The sequence below is a fragment of the Aquimarina spinulae genome (genome assembly GCF_943373825.1).
GTDB lineage: Bacteria > Bacteroidota > Bacteroidia > Flavobacteriales > Flavobacteriaceae > Aquimarina > Aquimarina spinulae.
Genome location: NZ_CALSBP010000003.1, coordinates 717,011 through 732,440, shown reverse-complemented (window position 1 = coordinate 732,440; position 15,430 = coordinate 717,011). Strand labels below are relative to the sequence as shown.

General features: G+C 30.7%; 15 protein-coding genes. 9 read left to right on the top strand and 6 right to left on the bottom strand.

Annotated elements, in window-relative coordinates:
* Positions 1 to 15: 15 nt before the first annotated feature.
* Complete coding sequence (locus tag NNH57_RS25910; protein WP_074409906.1) at positions 16 to 1,008, bottom strand: glycosyltransferase family 2 protein; 993 nt, start codon at positions 1,006 to 1,008, stop codon at positions 16 to 18.
* A gap of 151 nt (positions 1,009 to 1,159) precedes the next feature.
* Positions 1,160 to 1,603, bottom strand: a complete 444-nt coding sequence (locus NNH57_RS25905; RefSeq protein WP_074409905.1) for a type I restriction enzyme HsdR N-terminal domain-containing protein — start codon at positions 1,601 to 1,603, stop codon at positions 1,160 to 1,162.
* Between the two features lie 26 nt (positions 1,604 to 1,629).
* Here NNH57_RS25905 and holA point away from each other — a divergent pair, with 26 nt between their 5' ends.
* On the top strand, positions 1,630 to 2,634 hold the full coding sequence (gene holA / locus NNH57_RS25900; protein WP_074409904.1) for a DNA polymerase III subunit delta: 1,005 nt from the start codon (positions 1,630 to 1,632) through the stop codon (positions 2,632 to 2,634).
* Between the two features lies 1 nt (position 2,635).
* Here holA and NNH57_RS25895 read toward each other — a convergent pair whose 3' ends face one another.
* Together NNH57_RS25895 and NNH57_RS25890 are read right to left on the bottom strand one after the other, a co-directional pair.
* Positions 2,636 to 3,364, bottom strand: coding sequence for an SDR family oxidoreductase (locus NNH57_RS25895; protein WP_074409903.1), 729 nt, complete (start codon positions 3,362 to 3,364; stop codon positions 2,636 to 2,638).
* 79 nt (positions 3,365 to 3,443) lie between these two features.
* Complete coding sequence (locus tag NNH57_RS25890) at positions 3,444 to 3,899, bottom strand: Lrp/AsnC family transcriptional regulator (RefSeq protein WP_034238836.1); 456 nt, start codon at positions 3,897 to 3,899, stop codon at positions 3,444 to 3,446.
* Positions 3,900 to 4,139: 240 nt separating this feature from the next.
* On the opposite strand from NNH57_RS25890, the gene NNH57_RS25885 reads away from it, so the two are divergent.
* From NNH57_RS25885 to NNH57_RS25855, 7 genes are all read left to right on the top strand, one after another.
* Positions 4,140 to 5,417, top strand: a complete 1,278-nt coding sequence (locus NNH57_RS25885) for a cystathionine gamma-synthase family protein (RefSeq protein WP_074409902.1) — start codon at positions 4,140 to 4,142, stop codon at positions 5,415 to 5,417.
* Positions 5,418 to 5,648: 231 nt separating this feature from the next.
* On the top strand, positions 5,649 to 8,207 hold the full coding sequence (locus NNH57_RS25880; protein WP_074409901.1) for a ligand-binding sensor domain-containing protein: 2,559 nt from the start codon (positions 5,649 to 5,651) through the stop codon (positions 8,205 to 8,207).
* A 345-nt stretch (positions 8,208 to 8,552) separates the two neighbouring features.
* Positions 8,553 to 9,800, top strand: a complete 1,248-nt coding sequence (locus tag NNH57_RS25875; protein ID WP_074409900.1) for an erythromycin esterase family protein — start codon at positions 8,553 to 8,555, stop codon at positions 9,798 to 9,800.
* A 129-nt stretch (positions 9,801 to 9,929) separates the two neighbouring features.
* Positions 9,930 to 10,076 (top strand): TIGR04149 family rSAM-modified RiPP, encoded by a 147-nt coding sequence (locus NNH57_RS25870; protein ID WP_132066083.1) that lies wholly within the window; start codon positions 9,930 to 9,932, stop codon positions 10,074 to 10,076.
* A gap of 92 nt (positions 10,077 to 10,168) precedes the next feature.
* Complete coding sequence (locus NNH57_RS25865; RefSeq protein ID WP_159099190.1) at positions 10,169 to 10,312, top strand: hypothetical protein; 144 nt, start codon at positions 10,169 to 10,171, stop codon at positions 10,310 to 10,312.
* Between the two features lie 43 nt (positions 10,313 to 10,355).
* A complete protein-coding gene (locus tag NNH57_RS25860; protein ID WP_159099191.1) occupies positions 10,356 to 10,523 on the top strand; it encodes a hypothetical protein in 168 nt (55 codons plus the stop codon).
* Positions 10,524 to 10,678: 155 nt separating this feature from the next.
* The gene (locus NNH57_RS25855) at positions 10,679 to 11,911 is read left to right on the top strand and encodes a C1 family peptidase (protein ID WP_074409899.1); all 1,233 of its coding nucleotides are present in this window, start codon (positions 10,679 to 10,681) and stop codon (positions 11,909 to 11,911) included.
* Between the two features lie 707 nt (positions 11,912 to 12,618).
* On the opposite strand, the gene NNH57_RS25850 is transcribed toward NNH57_RS25855, so the two are convergent.
* Both NNH57_RS25850 and NNH57_RS25845 read right to left on the bottom strand, forming a co-directional pair.
* Positions 12,619 to 13,161 carry an SRPBCC family protein gene (locus NNH57_RS25850; protein WP_074409896.1) on the bottom strand — a complete coding sequence of 181 codons (543 nt, stop codon included), beginning with the start codon at positions 13,159 to 13,161 and terminating at the stop codon, positions 12,619 to 12,621.
* 223 nt (positions 13,162 to 13,384) lie between these two features.
* Complete coding sequence (locus NNH57_RS25845) at positions 13,385 to 13,804, bottom strand: DUF2147 domain-containing protein (protein ID WP_074409895.1); 420 nt, start codon at positions 13,802 to 13,804, stop codon at positions 13,385 to 13,387.
* Positions 13,805 to 14,087: 283 nt separating this feature from the next.
* Between NNH57_RS25845 and NNH57_RS25840 the strand changes: the two genes are divergently transcribed.
* A complete protein-coding gene (locus NNH57_RS25840; protein WP_108807620.1) occupies positions 14,088 to 15,380 on the top strand; it encodes a T9SS type A sorting domain-containing protein in 1,293 nt (430 codons plus the stop codon).
* The last annotated feature ends 50 nt before the right edge of the window (positions 15,381 to 15,430 follow it).

Here is a 15,430-nt window from a genome sequence, read left to right as displayed (position 1 = left end):
ATTTATTATATCTCCTTATAATTGATCAAAATGTTTACGTTTCAAAATAAAATACTGCCATACAACGGAAAAAAGAGAATAATATTTCCCCGTTTTTGAAAGTTTTTTACGTTTTTTATTAAAAGTGTTAAAATTAGCATAGAAACTAATATGTGCCTTGAAAATAGCTGCAAAATGAGAAAATTTTCCTTGTGTAATAAATCTAATTGCAGCAAGCCCATCTAGAATCATTCGTATAAAAATCAAAAACCAAACTTTACTTCCTGGTACATTTTTGATTAGGAGATATAAACTGTTTCTAAAATTTAGAAATGTTTTTCTTGGATTCATCGCATCCAAAGTTGCTCCTCCTAAATGATAAATTGTCGACAAACCTTGATAAAGTATTGTATAGCCGTTACTGTGTATACGCCAGCAAAGATCGATTTCCTCTTGGTGAGCAAAAAAATCTTCATCTAGTTTTCCAACCTCTTCAAATACCTGTTTTCTTATAAATACGCATGCTCCACTCGCCCAAAATATAGTAGTAGTATCATCATATTGTCCTTTATCTTCCTCTAGAGTATCAAATATTCTTCCTCGACAATATGGGTATCCCAGCTTATCGATATATCCTCCTGCAGCTCCCGCATATTCAAAATGAGTTTTCTTTTTATAATCAAGGATTTTGGGTTGTATAGCCGCAACTTCTGTACGGGATTTAAACGTTTTAAGAATAGGAACTAACCAATCTTTAGTCACTTCAACATCGCTATTTAGAAGGCAAAAAATATCTGCATCAACTTTTGATAAAGCATCATTATATCCTTTAGCATAGCCTCCATTGACTTTGTTTTGAATAATTTTAACTTCAGGAAAAGTAGTTGTCACAAAAGCAATAGAATCGTCTGTAGAAGCATTATCAGCAAGATAAATAGTAGCTTCCTTAGAATTTTTGATCACCGAAGGTAAAAATTGTTCTAATAACGATCTTCCATTCCAATTTAATATGACTACTGCGATATTCACGTCTACAAAGTAAAAGGAATAATTACGATAAATTCAAATAAAAAAGAATAAAGTATACCCTATTTAAATTGATATCATATTTGGTTATGTATGTGAAATATTAAATTCTTGAGTTAAGTAACTGTATTACCATAAGTAATGAAGGCAACAACTATTTGTAATCTGGTATATCTTTTAGAAAAGTATACTGTTGATCGGTATAATTCATTTGACAATAATAATGCTCTAAACCGTTGGTGATCATTAAATACTCTGAGTCTAAAGCAAGGTTGTATCTTGCAATTTGATCAAATACTTCTTGCGTAATTTTTATACGTGCAGATTTACACTCTACTATAAGAAAAATACTACCGTCTGAGTTAAATATAATAATGTCATAACGTTTGTTAAGTCCATTGAGTTGTATTAGTTTTTCTACATTAATTAAGCTTTCGGGATATTTCTTTTCTTCAATAAGAAAGTGAATAGTATGTTGCCGTACCCATTCTTCTGGAGTAAGAATGATAAATTTTTTACGAATTCTGTCAAAAATAGAAACTTTATTTTCGCTATTTTTGAACCTGAACTGATACTCTGGAAAGTTAAGCTTTTGCATAACACAAATTTGATGATTTTTTCTGAATGGATGAAGTAAAACAAATCGTAAGTGATATAAAAAACGGAAATATTAAACCTGTCTATTTCCTTATGGGAGAAGAACCATATTATATAGATAGGATTTCTCAATTTATTGATAAGAATGTACTTGCCGAAGAAGAAAAAGGATTTAATCAAATGGTATTGTATGGTCGTGATATAAGTATAGAAGATATCGTGGCTAACGCAAAACGTTTTCCGATGATGGCAGAAAGACAGGTAGTGATTGTTAAAGAAGCCCAGGAATTATCCAGAACGATCGAAAAACTGGCAGATTATGTAGAAAATCCACAGCCTTCTACTGTTTTGGTAATGTGTTATAAATATAAAAAGATAGATAAGAGAAAAAAACTCTATAAAGTAGTTGCGAAGAATGGAGTTATTTTTGAAAGTAAAAAACTGTACGAAAACCAGGTTTCTGATTGGATAAGAAGGGTTCTTGGTGGAGCCAAATATACTATTGACCCCAAAGCGTCTCAAATGCTGGTAGAGTTTTTAGGTACAGATCTTAGTAAAATAAATAATGAGTTAGAAAAGCTAAAATTAATTATTCCTTCAGGAACTCAGATTACCGCTGATCAAATTGAAGAGAATATTGGGATTAGCAAGGAGTTTAATAATTTTGAACTTCGAAAGGCAATAGGAACCAGAAATGGGGTTAAAGCACATCTTATCATAAATTATTTTGCGCAAAACCCCAAGGACAACCCATTGGTGGTTACCATTTCTTTACTGTATAGTTTTTTTTCTCAGGTATTACAATATCATGGCTTAACTGATAAGTCCCAGCGTAATGTTGCCAGTGCTTTAAAAATTAATCCATACTTTGTAAAAGATTACTCAGAAGCAGCTCGTAATTACCCTATGAAAAAAGTAAGCGGGATTATTGCCTACCTAAGAGACGCCGATGTAAAAAGTAAAGGAGTAGGAGCAACAAATCTTCCACAAGGTGATATTCTTAAAGAACTTCTGGTGAAAATAATGAGGTAACTTATACCTTGGGATTTGTAGCAAAAACTGTGGCCTCGGTAATAAACCCTCGATCGTCCATTTCTAAAAGACTACTAATAGTATGGGCAATTTCTTCTCCTCTAAGTTTGGTTTGCTGTTCTGCTTCGGTGTATTGTTTTGTTTTAGAATTATGATCAACTCTATTATCTGCAAAACCAGTCATTACCTCGCTAGGGTTTACCTGCATAACCCTAATATTATGAGGACGTAATTCGTTTCTCCAACTTTCGGTCATACCTCGTAAAGCAAATTTGGTAGCAACATATGGCGAAGCCGTTGGTGAGCCTTTTAGTGAAGAAGTAGATCCTATATTAATAATATTGCCATATTCTTGTGATACAAAATGCTTTGCCGACTCTTTGGCACATAGTGTAGCACCTAGGATATTAGTTTTAAACTGATCGATAAATTTATCAGCTTCGATATCAACAAGTTTTGAAATATATCCATAACCAGCATTATTAACCAATACATTAAGTCCATTCATCTTATTTTTGGCTTCCTGCACCATATTCCGAACTTGATTTTCTTCGGTTACATCTGCCTTTATATACTCAATGTTTAATGTTTTTGCAGTTTCCTGTAATGTAGTTTCGTTTCTTCCAGAAATGACTACTTGAGCCCCTTTTTCTTTTAAAAGCTTAGCAGTAGCTTTTCCTATCCCAGAATTACCACCAGTAATTAAAACTTTAGCATTTTTAACATCCATAATCTGTGCAATTTTCTTTAGTTGAATATCAAAAATACAGTATGTATTCTAAATCTTTTGTTAAGCCTAAATATATTTTTTATGGAATTGGCAAATACGAGAAATCTTTTACTTCGGTCATCACAAAAGAACTTTGTACTTTAGAAATATTTTCTAGAGAAGCTAGTTTATTAGATAAAAAATCCTGGTAACGTTCCATGTCTTCTGCATAGATTTTAATTAAGTAATCAAACATACCCGCTACATGATAACATTCTACAACTTCGGGGAATTGTTGAATATCTTTTTCGAATTTTTTTAGATAATCGGTTTGATGAAGATTTAAGGTAACATTACAAAACACCATCAATTGTAATCCAGTTTTTTTACGATCTAGAATAGCTTTATATGATTTTATGTAGCCTTCACGTTCTAATTTTTTGACACGCTCAAAAATCGGAGTGGTAGTTAGGTTTAATCTTTCTGCAATTTCTTTAATAGTGATTTTACCATCTTTTTGTAATAACAATAATATTGACCGATCTATTTTATCCATAATAATTTTCTATATAAAGCTTGATACTATATCAAATATAGAATAAAATTCTATTAGAATTAAAAATAAATACTATTTTTTCTTAAAATTTATGACAATAGGGTTTTTAATTCTTTTAAGTGTAGTTTTAAGGATTGAAAAGAGTATTTAGGATATCAATTCAATTTATGAAAATAATAGTAAATATGCTGATCTATATTGGTATTAGCTCTACTATTAAAAAAGAATAAAATAGTATAAATGAAGAAACACGATTTTAACCCCGAGAGTTTAATGATGACTCATGGTTATAAGCCAGAATTATCAGAAGGAGCCATAAAGTGCCCTATTTTTCAAACATCAACCTTTGTTTTTAAAACTGCAGAAGAGGGAAAAGCTTTTTTTGAATTAGCCTATGGTTTAAGGGAGAAATCTCCAAAAGAAGAACTTGGTCTTATTTATAGTAGAATTAATAATCCCAACCTGGAAATCCTGGAAAATCGCCTATGTTTATGGGATAAAGCAGATGATTGTGCGGTTTTTGAAAGTGGAATGTCTGCAATAAGTACAGTATTATTAGAATTCCTTAAACCCGGAGATTTACTAATATATAGTAATCCATTATATGGAGGAACAGATCATTTTATTCATCATTTTTTGGATAAAATAGGAGTTCATACCATAGGAGTAATGCCAAATCAAAGTACAGATGAAGTGATTAAAATGATCGAAGATTCTGGAAAATCAGATCGATTAGCAATGATTTATCTCGAAACTCCTGCCAATCCAACCAATGATATTGTCGATATCGAAAAATATAGCCAGATTGCCAAACAATTTAGCACTAATGACAGAAAAGCTTTGGTAGCTGTAGATAATACGTATATGGGACCATTATGGCAACACCCTTTACAATGTGGAGCGGATTTGGTGCTGTACTCTGCTACAAAATATATAGGGGGGCATAGTGATCTTATTGCAGGAGCAGTTTTAGGGAATGCAGAACTAATGTTAAGAGTAAAAACCCTTCGTACTTTTCTAGGGAATATGGTAAGTCCACATACAGCGTGGTTAATGCTTAGGAGTTTAGAAACTTTAAAAGTAAGAATGGATCAGCAAACGAAAAATGCTCAGATCATTGCTGATTATTTAAATAATCATCCTAAGATTGAAAACGTATACTATTTGGGATTATTAGAAGAAGAAACAGAAGGGTATAAAACATTTCAAAAGCAATGTTCTGCTCCTGGAGCAATGGTATCTTTTGATATTATAGGGGGAGAAGAAGAAGCATTTATATTCCTTAATAATCTTAAACTAATGAAACTGGCAGTAAGCTTGGGTGGTACAGAAAGTTTGGCAGAGCATCCCAAAACTATGACACATGCAGGTGTAGATGAAGAACAAAGACAAGAAATGAATATTACAGACCAATTGGTAAGATTATCAATAGGTGTAGAGCATGCCAAAGATTTGGTCTGGGACTTAGAACAAGCATTAGAAAAAGTAAAAGCTAAGGTTGAAAAAGCTCTAAATTAATAAACAGTATTTCTACAAAAAAGCCCTCTGGATTCTATAATCCAGAGGGCTTTTTTTATGGAAAAATAACTTTTTCCGCAACTAGTATTTGATACTTTATGTTATTTTCAATGCAGGATTAAATTACTTAATTTGTGGTTTTAACTTAAAATTCACTTAATTTTTTAAAATGATTAACAGACTTATTTTGTAATATTACGCTTTAAAAATTTAATATATATAGTCATCATTTTGAAGATATTTCGATCACTTTTTTTATTCTTTTTTGCGTTTTCCTTTGCCCAAAATGATTATAACTATACATCATATGGAACAAATAATGGGTTGTCTAGCTCACAGATATATGATTTATATCAGGATAAAAAAGGATATATCTGGTTGGCAACACAAAAAGGTATTATTCGATATAACGGTTATGAGTTCGAAAAATTTGGATCAAATGAGAAACTAGAAGATGCAATTTTTGATTTTTTCCCGCAGGCTAATGGTCAAATTTGGTGTAGAACTCAAAATACAGAACAAACATTTATTATAGATGAAAAGACTGAAGAAATAAAATTATATAACTATAATGATAAACTGAATAATCTGATTAGTAAAAAATCGGTTGTAGAAAGTATATATTTAGATGCTGAGCAATCGTTACATATTGGAGGAAAAGGAATTAATGGTGAAATTATTATTAGTAAAAGCGGGGAAATATTACAACCTCCGGCTGATACTGAATTAAAAGAAGGTATATATATAGTTTCTAAAAAGACTTTTTCAGAAAACCCGTTTTTCTTTTTAAGTAATGATACTACTGAACTTAGCAAACATTTAGTAAAAACCAAACTAAAAGGTAGTACATTAAGAAGTGCTATTACTTTAGGAAATAAGTCTTATACAATTTTTATTAATGGAGAATTAATAGAAGTTATAACCGATAAAGGAGATATTCATACTTCTATAAAAAATAAATATAGCCCTCTAGGTCTTAAAACGATAAATGATTCTCAGTTTTTTGTAGGATATCATCATGGAGGAGCTCGCATTGTTGATATTAATGGAAATACAAACACCACATTTTTAGAAGGATTATCGGTAACCAATTTTTTAATAGATCACCATGGAGGGTATTGGTTTTCAACATTAAATTCTGGTGTATTTTATATTAAGAACCCTTGCATCAAAAACAAAAGAATCCCATTTATAGAAAACCCTCATGTAAATTCTCTGGCAAAGGATAAAAATAAAGCATTGTATTTTTCAACAACCGATGGATGTATCGTACGTTTTAAACAAGACGAAAAAGCTGTAATGTTTAGTAAATCTACTGGTAATATTCATGGTTTGGTTACGAGTGATACTATAAAAAATGAGTTATTCATCTATAATAATAATAGACTCATAACCCCATTTAATAAAAATATTGATCTAGGCTATACATTAAAACTTTCTGAGCCAGATGGTAGTTCAACTATTTTAGCATCAAGTAATGGAGCGGTGAGAATAATAACACCAGAATATGTAAACTCTATTGATACTCCGTATCGCGTCCTAGATGCAATTATTAGAAAAGATACGTTGTATATAGGAACCTCTAAAGGTTTATTTAAACAAAATGAGACCTCTTTTACTTCATTTTTTCCGAAGGGTACACCATTTTTTGATGCCAGAATTGAAGATATAGATATACATCCTAAAAAAGAAGAACTATATCTCGCTACAGTAGGCAAAGGTATTATTGTTGTAAAAAAAGATAGTACATATACAATAAATACCAAAGATGGATTAAATAGTAATACCATTAAAGAGATTTATTTTGAAAATGAAAACGTTCTATGGGCTTGTACCAATAAAGGTGTTAATAAGATTGTATTTGGAGTTGATAAGGATATCGACATAAAAGGAGTATCTGTTCAAGAAGGGTTAACTAGTAATGAAATAGAAGATATTGAGATTATAGATGATACAGTGTGGTTAGGAACAAAAAGAGGAATAACCTATTTTCCAAAATCTGTTTTAGAATCGAATATACCCGGTGCTTATTTTTTAAAAATTAAAAGCTTAAAAGTTAATGATTCTATACAGATTACTTCTAGATCACAAAAATTAAAGTATGATGAAAATAACCTTGAGTTTTTTGTTGAAGGAATATTATTTGCCAATAATAAATTAAAATACAAATATAAATTAGAAGGCTTTGATGAAGAATGGCAATTCTCTGATAATCGAAAAATTAGGTTTTCTTCACTACCACACGGTAGTTATACTTTTATGGTAAAGGCGTGTAATAATGAGAAAGATTGTTCAGAAAATGTACAGACGTACTCTTTTATTATTAAACTTCCTTACTGGAAAACCTTGTGGTTTCAGCTAGCATGCCTAATCGCTATTCTTTTATTGATATATTTATTTCTTAGGATAAAAATACTGTATACTAATCGAAGTTTTACTCGAGAACTAATGCGTTTATTAATAAAACGGGTAAACAAAAATGAAAAGTATATACTATTTAAAGAAGGTAAAAAAGAAATCAAAATAAAAACTAACGAAATCTTATATGTTAAATCCTCTGGAAATTATATTGATATTATTACAGAGCATAAAAACTATACCCTTAGAACAAAAATTGGCTGCTTTATAGAATCTACTCCCGACCCTTTAGAATATATTAGGATTCACCGATCTTATATCATTCGAGTAGATAAAGTACATTCAAAATCGAAGACCGAAGTGACGATTAATAATGAGAAATTACCGGTAAGCACAAAATATGTTTCCGAATTAGATAAAATCCACTTCTAGATAAAGATAATTCGTCACTAATTTATAGGGTATTCGTCACAAAACCCAAATTACATTATAATTTTTTTAGAGTTGAATCTATGTTTGCTTCAACAAAATTTCTTGCTGTTGTATCAAAATATAATAATGATATTGGTAGTCAATTATTTGTTTTTGAGAATATGGGAAATAACCTCATTCCCTTCAACGGCAAGAAAATTTTGCAACAATTCTTTTTCTGATTTTAGTTTGCCTTTTTATGATATCTAAAATAGCATGAAATAATAATTAAATCTATTAAGAAAGAAGGAAAAAAGAAGGAAAGAAAAAACCTAAGAAATAATTGTTTTGTAATTAATAAAACACATGAGATTAGCAGTAAGTGTCTTTATAACTTCAATTTTATACATATCATGTAATTCACAATGCAATTCTGAGCTGGCAAATTATGCTTCTGGGTTCGAAAACATAGCAGCTAACTCATTTTCATTTCTCGATAAAGAATTCAAAGATGTACGTATTGTTGGGTATGGTGAAGACACTCATGGAACGGCTGAATTTACCATTCTTGCGGAAGAATTAATGAAGTATTTATCCAAAAAACACAATTTTAAGATTTTGATTTTAGAAACCAGTTTTGGAGAAGGACAATACTTAAATGACTTCATTCAAGGTAAAAGAGATGGTTTAGAAGCCATTTTAAAAAACCATAATTCTACATGGCGTTATAAAACTAAGGAGTTTTATCAATTAATGAATTGGTTAAGAGAATACAATCAAAATCACACGGATAAAATTCACATTTATGGATGCGAAATGCAATATGTAATTTCTGATGTCAATCGAGTTAAAGAGTATTTAAAATTGCTAGGTTTTGATTATGTAATTGATGGATTTGAAAAACATCTGTGGCAAAATATAGAAGAAAGCGAGAAATCAGATTACTATATTTCTTACTCTAAACTGAAGAGCTATTTTATTGAAAATCATAAAATATTTAAAAACAAGACATCCGAGGAGGAATTTAGTTTAATATATCATCATATAGAAGTCTTAGGCCAGTTTGTTACCGCTATTAATCAAAATGTTGAGCAACGTAAACATGATTTCCGGGATATTTATATGGCCGAAAATATTGAATGGATTTTGAAGTATCATGGAGAAGATTCAAAGGCATTGTATTGGGCACATAATGCTCACGTTGGAGATTGGGTAGGTAATGGAGGTGTAGATGTAACAGGGCATCAATTACGCAAAATATATGACTCATCCTATTTTAATATAGCTACCGATTTTGGTATGGGAGATTTTATTGCTTACCCTAATAATGCAAATGAAGTAGGCTGGGATTTTCAAACATTTAGTTTTGATAAAACAGAAGAAAATACATTTACCAATTGCCTAAAACAATACGGAACCCCTAATACATTCGTAAATCTTAGAAAAGCAAAATATAATGATGATTTAAGATTGTATTTAGAAAAACCGCTAATAGTAATGTCTGGTGCAGGTGCTCAATATAGAAACAACGAAACTGAAATTGGTTATTATGGAAAAGCATTTGATGGTATCATTTATATCGACAGAACACATAAAATTAATTGGGCAGAATAAAAGTAACAAATGATAGTGGTGGTAAGAATTTATAATAAACTATTCAAAAATTTATTCCTAAAAGACATAAGCTTTGAGTGTCGATAAAAGATCAGAGTACTAATTAATAATCTAAAATTTTACACAAAAATGAAAAGTAAAGAAACCAAAAAAGTTAATCTAAAAAAACTAAAGATTGAGAAGCTAAAAGTAACTTCTTTGAATGAGGTTAAAGGTGGTAATCTTGGTTTTACATGGGAATACGGTTGTTATTCTGAGCGCCCAGAAGCTTGTTAATAGATACCCGGAGTATATTTTTATAAATGACATAAGTCTTGAGTGTCGCTAAATGATCAAGTAATAATTAATAGTCTAAAGTTTTAAAAGAAATGAAAAGTAAAGAAACTAAAAAAGTTAATCTAAAAAAACTAAACCTCGAGAAGCTAAAAGTAACTTCTTTAAATAATATAAAAGGAGGGAATGATGCTCCTTATACATATGAAATGGAATGTAATACTGCAGAGTGGTGCTAATTAAACACTGTATATACTATTAATCTATATAAAATTAAACCTAATGTTAAAACAGATTAAAAATTTAGAAGGAGTAGAAACGCTTCACAAACTACAGCAAAAAACAATCCAGGGAGGTTATATACCTTCAGTAAGGGAGTTTTGTAGTAATCCAAGCTTTTGGCTTTCAAATTATCCCTTTTTAGCCAATGATCCAGAGTATACTTGCTAATAAGTACATCTAGATTTTACTACCTGGTAACTATCAAATATCAGGTAGTAAAATAATAATGAATAATACGGGAGATAGGATTTTTAGAATCAAAAAAACTATTCTTTTTGATATTTCTATACTTAAAGAAGCATCTATTTAAATTTTCTGAACATATGAGAGTACCATTACTTAAAACGTTTTTAATAGTAATCTTGATTTCTACTACTTCGGGTTTTGCTCAATTACCATGCAAGTTTTCTTGGAAAGAAGTTAAAACATCATCGGGAGTAAGAGATTTTACAACACCAGCCAGAGATCAGATTTTTCAAGGGCCATGCATGTCTCATGCGTTTAATGCCGTCATAGAAACCATGTACATGATAGAATATAATGAAAATGTAAGTATTCCACTATCAAATGCATATTTGTATATGGGTGCTTTCTCTACTAATTTTTGGTTATATGAGGATGTATTAGAAGACGGATTTAAAATTCCTGCACATAAATATCCTTCCTCATATATTTATAATGATTTTATACCTAATGTAGATGATTGGTTTTCTCCTGCATATAATGGGTATAGAGGTAAGGCCTTAGAATGCATTAGTGAAGAAAGAGATTTTCGTCTTCGCGAAGTAGGAGAGCCCCCGGTCTATAAAATAGATAATCAATGTGGGCAACTGATTACTAATTCAGATTATTTTACCGTTAGAAATGTATCAGAAATAGGGTCAAATTCTATTAGATCTATCAATGATATAAAACGATTGTTAATTGATGGTCCAATGATAATGAAAGTAAAACATTCTCAGACGAACCGTGCTTTAGAAAAATTTGGAGAATACAGTTCTTCAGAATTAACCGAGATCAATGATCATGCTTATGCAATTATTGGTTGGGATGATCTGGGAAATAATACGCAATGGATTTTAAAGGATAGCTGGCCCAAAAAAGCAGGATATATTAAAACACAACCCTCTAAACTTTCAAATACTACTTTTCTTAATTTAATAGCTTCTGGTGATGTGTCTTTTTGTAAACTAAGCGGAGTTGTTAAAAATAATAAACCTACCCGAAGACCAAGATTCGAGGTTGATGAAAACCTACAATGCCCACCAGAGCTTTCAAGAATATTAGTTGATGTGGCTGTAATCACTATAAACGGTAAGACATATTCTAAAGCATACGTATCTAGTAATACAGTAATGGAAGATTGGCAATGGCAATTCTCTTTTTCGCGCACTACTCGGTCAGAAATCAAACAATCCAAGTATGCTAGTATAATGGTAAGCCCGTTGCGCAGTGGAATGGGAACGATTAAAGTAAGGGGTAAAAGTAACGGGGTATGGACAGAATGGACAACTTTATCAATTTATTTACCAAGTGGAGATATTGGACCTTTATAAATTTGTGGATACTAATTAGAGATTAGGCTTAATAAGTATCAGTTGTGTTGAAGTTTGTACCCCATTTTATCTTAATACATATTATATAGACATATCCCTGAGTGTCTTTAACTGTTCGGGAATTCTTTAAATCAGTTAATTTAATAATTATGCTAAAACAAATTTAAGAATTAAACGGAGCTAAAAAGCTTAAAAAGGAACAACTTCTTGAGATTAATGGAGGAGGAAATACAGTATGTCTTTCACCAGGGAAATGGTGTAGATATGGGCATATCGATGATAGTAAATTTGGTGATGTTGTATGTTGTGGATATTTACCACCAAATGATAGCATATCACATCCTTAATAATCAGCAGATTCAAAATCAAAAAAACAATCAGATTTGGACATAAATTCTGAGTGTCATTAAAATTGTTCAGAATACATTTAATAATTTAAATTTTCACACATGATAACAAAGATTTTAAATTTTAATGGAGTTCATAAACTCAAAAAAAATGAGCAGGGAAATATTAACGGTGGTAGCGAGGATACATGGGAATGTAAAGCAGGCCGTGGCTGTGATTATGGATATAGGAGAGACAAATATTTGGGACTTATTTGTTGTGGAATATAGAGTTGAGTTTGGTAGTGAAAAGGGGGGTGGTTCCCCCTTTTCTATTTGTTTTTAATATTTTTCTGAAATCAGGTGATCATGCATGAAATGTTACCCTTTATTTTCGCAAATATTTTTGAGTGTTGATAAACCTTTATTCCAATCTTTGCCCATCATTTCTTCCATATCGGTAAATAAATTCATAAGGTTAAAAGGGTAGGGCATTTCACTTTGAAAACCCCATGTTACTGTTGTGGCATTGCCTTCCTTTAGTACTTTAATATACCCTTTTGCTTCACTTTCATAAGGTTCATAAAATTTAAGATCCGTTTCAAAAAGATTAGGTTTTTCAATTTTGGCAATGGTTTGACTACCTTTACCTACTTCTTTTACATCACTGTCCCAACTAGCTGTTGCACCAATTGTCCCATCTGTACCCTTAAATTCTTTTGCCATGTTAGGATCATAATCATTCCATGGACTCCATTTATCTAAATCAGCGAGACTATTTACATTTTCCCACACAACCTCTATAGGAGCGTCGATACTAATAGATTTTTCATAAACTACTTCTTTAGAAACAAAGACTGCCGCTATAAGAATAATAGCGATAAGTGCAATAAGCACAATTCCTATTTTTTTTAAAACTTTCATGTTGTTGCTGTTTATTTATAGTTAAAATTAGATTCAAAATATAATACGCATAACAACAAAGGTTAGATTCATAGTTTGTTAGTTCTGAAAAAGGGGAAGTATACAAATTTAAAAGTTTTTTATGAATATGTACGTTTTTTTAAAATCAGTAGAATTCTATGAGTTCATCTAATTAGCATTTTAATAATAAATAAATGAGATGCAATAATAGAATATTTTATACCTATTTAACTCTTCTAGCTTCAAAGGTTTTAAATAGAAAGCTTTTATATGCTCTTATAAAACAAAGATCAGTATTGTCACTATTAATCCAAACTTTTACAATATAGCTTTTACCACTATCTGCATTATAAATAGTTCCGCCAGATAATGCCCCATCTTTATATTTCAAATTTTCTAAAATATTCATCCCAAGTAAAGGACGACCTTGAAGCTCTTTTTGAGGATTTTTATTATCCAAACCATTAAGATTGGATAAGGGACGTTCTGCTCGTTTATCAATTTTTCCAAAAAAATAATCTCCATCCCTATAGATTTCGATAATCGATCCTCCTTTAATTTTCCATTTTCCAATATAGGTATCAGAACTTACAGAAGACGATAGAAAAAGAAGGGGTAATACTAAGAATATGATAAACTTCATTAATGTAAACTTAGTAATTAAATTAGATTAATCCTTAAAAAATATATAAATGATTTATTCTCAATAGAATAAGAACTCAGTAGTTTAGTGAAAAGAATCTTCTGTACTTATTTTCGAGCTTATTTAATTCAATTTTCTTTTGTGAAGTTTAAGTTGATCATGTAGAGAAATAGCGTTTTAATACAAAGAAATGTAAGCTATATACAATGGTCCTTTATCTGTTTTTAAATTATTATCAAATTGTAATCTGATCATAATAAATATAAACACAAAAAACTCTCTTATGAAAAAAATTAAACTAAGTTTATTTATTGCAGTTGTTTTTCTTACGCTTACAATAAGTGGACAATCAGAACCATTACCCGAAGGACTTCCCGATTCGCGAATTTCTATAACAATTAATGACAAAGTGGTAGAACTTCCGTATTGGAGAAATCTTTCAATCGGAACTAAAAGAAATAATATAACCAATGCAATTATAGCTTTTCACGGTATAAATCAGTATGGTAAATCTGTATATAATAATATTAGATCTGCCGCCATATCTGAAGGGCAATTATCAAATACTATTATTGTATCTCCTATAATGATGGAATTAGACCATATAAATTATTATAATTTGAATACGAATAAATATCCTTACTGGACAAGAAGATGGAAATTTGGAGATCTTTCTCAAAATAGTAATAGAGTAAGTTCATTTACGGTAATCGATGAGCTTATTAAAGTATTGATAAGAAATAACCCCAATTTGGAGACACTTACGATAACCGGTTTTTCTGCGGGTGGACAAATGATTAACAGGTATGCTGGAGGAGGAAGAATTCCAAATACGATACCTAGCAGGGTTAAAGTACAATTTGTTTCTTATGCGCCTTCTATATATTTATACCCTGGGAGGTACCGAAGAATAGCCGGAACAGAAAATCAATTTGCTACACCCAATACAAGTTGTAGTAATTATAATGACTATGAATTTGGGGTTGGGGGGAACTTAAATTCATATATGAGAGCCACAGGGGTTTCAAATATCAAATCTAATATGACAAACAGAACAGTATATCAGATGGTTGGTTCTGAAGATACAGGAACAAAGTTTTTAGATGTACGTTGTGGGGCTAAGTTACAAGGAGATAATAGATACCATAGAGCAAGAATTTATACGAACTATGTTAAAAGGTATTATATGAGAAATAATAATAAAAAGCTATTAGTGGCTAATGGATATGCTCATAGTGCAAGAGCATATAGAGCATCTAATGTAAGAAAAGTATTTTTTCCTTCTAACAGAAGAAATAAACAATTTAAAGGTAATGATTTAGTAAATAATCAGTTGGGAGAAAAGCTTGAAAGTATTGAATTATTCCCAAATCCAGTAGAAAACGTTTTGCATATTCAATCGATTAAAGCCAACTCTTCTATAAAATATTCTATTATGAATATATCTGGAGCACTAGTGAAAGAGGGAAGATATTCTTCTGAATCTATATTGTTAAGTGATTTAAAATCAGGTATGTATTTTATGCAAATAAATGATGGTAAGCAGGTAAGAAAAGCGAAGTTTATCAAACAATAACATTCCTCTTGTTTTTAATAAATAAGATCGTATATATGTGAAAAAACCGT

What these genes read in the sequence shown, in the direction of transcription:
- NNH57_RS25905 (WP_074409905.1), bottom strand. Translation starts at nt 1,603, where the DNA reads ATGCAAAAGCTTAACTTTCCAGAGTATCAGTTCAGGTTCAAAAATAGC.
- holA (WP_074409904.1), top strand. Translation starts at nt 1,630, where the DNA reads ATGGATGAAGTAAAACAAATCGTAAGTGATATAAAAAACGGAAATATT.
- NNH57_RS25895 (WP_074409903.1), bottom strand. Translation starts at nt 3,364, where the DNA reads ATGGATGTTAAAAATGCTAAAGTTTTAATTACTGGTGGTAATTCTGGG.
- NNH57_RS25890 (WP_034238836.1), bottom strand. Translation starts at nt 3,899, where the DNA reads ATGGATAAAATAGATCGGTCAATATTATTGTTATTACAAAAAGATGGT.
- NNH57_RS25885 (WP_074409902.1), top strand. Translation starts at nt 4,140, where the DNA reads ATGAAGAAACACGATTTTAACCCCGAGAGTTTAATGATGACTCATGGT.
- NNH57_RS25875 (WP_074409900.1), top strand. Translation starts at nt 8,553, where the DNA reads ATGAGATTAGCAGTAAGTGTCTTTATAACTTCAATTTTATACATATCA.
- NNH57_RS25870 (WP_132066083.1), top strand. Translation starts at nt 9,930, where the DNA reads ATGAAAAGTAAAGAAACCAAAAAAGTTAATCTAAAAAAACTAAAGATT.
- NNH57_RS25865 (WP_159099190.1), top strand. Translation starts at nt 10,169, where the DNA reads ATGAAAAGTAAAGAAACTAAAAAAGTTAATCTAAAAAAACTAAACCTC.
- NNH57_RS25860 (WP_159099191.1), top strand. Translation starts at nt 10,356, where the DNA reads ATGTTAAAACAGATTAAAAATTTAGAAGGAGTAGAAACGCTTCACAAA.
- NNH57_RS25855 (WP_074409899.1), top strand. Translation starts at nt 10,679, where the DNA reads ATGAGAGTACCATTACTTAAAACGTTTTTAATAGTAATCTTGATTTCT.
- NNH57_RS25850 (WP_074409896.1), bottom strand. Translation starts at nt 13,161, where the DNA reads ATGAAAGTTTTAAAAAAAATAGGAATTGTGCTTATTGCACTTATCGCT.
- NNH57_RS25845 (WP_074409895.1), bottom strand. Translation starts at nt 13,804, where the DNA reads ATGAAGTTTATCATATTCTTAGTATTACCCCTTCTTTTTCTATCGTCT.
- NNH57_RS25840 (WP_108807620.1), top strand. Translation starts at nt 14,088, where the DNA reads ATGAAAAAAATTAAACTAAGTTTATTTATTGCAGTTGTTTTTCTTACG.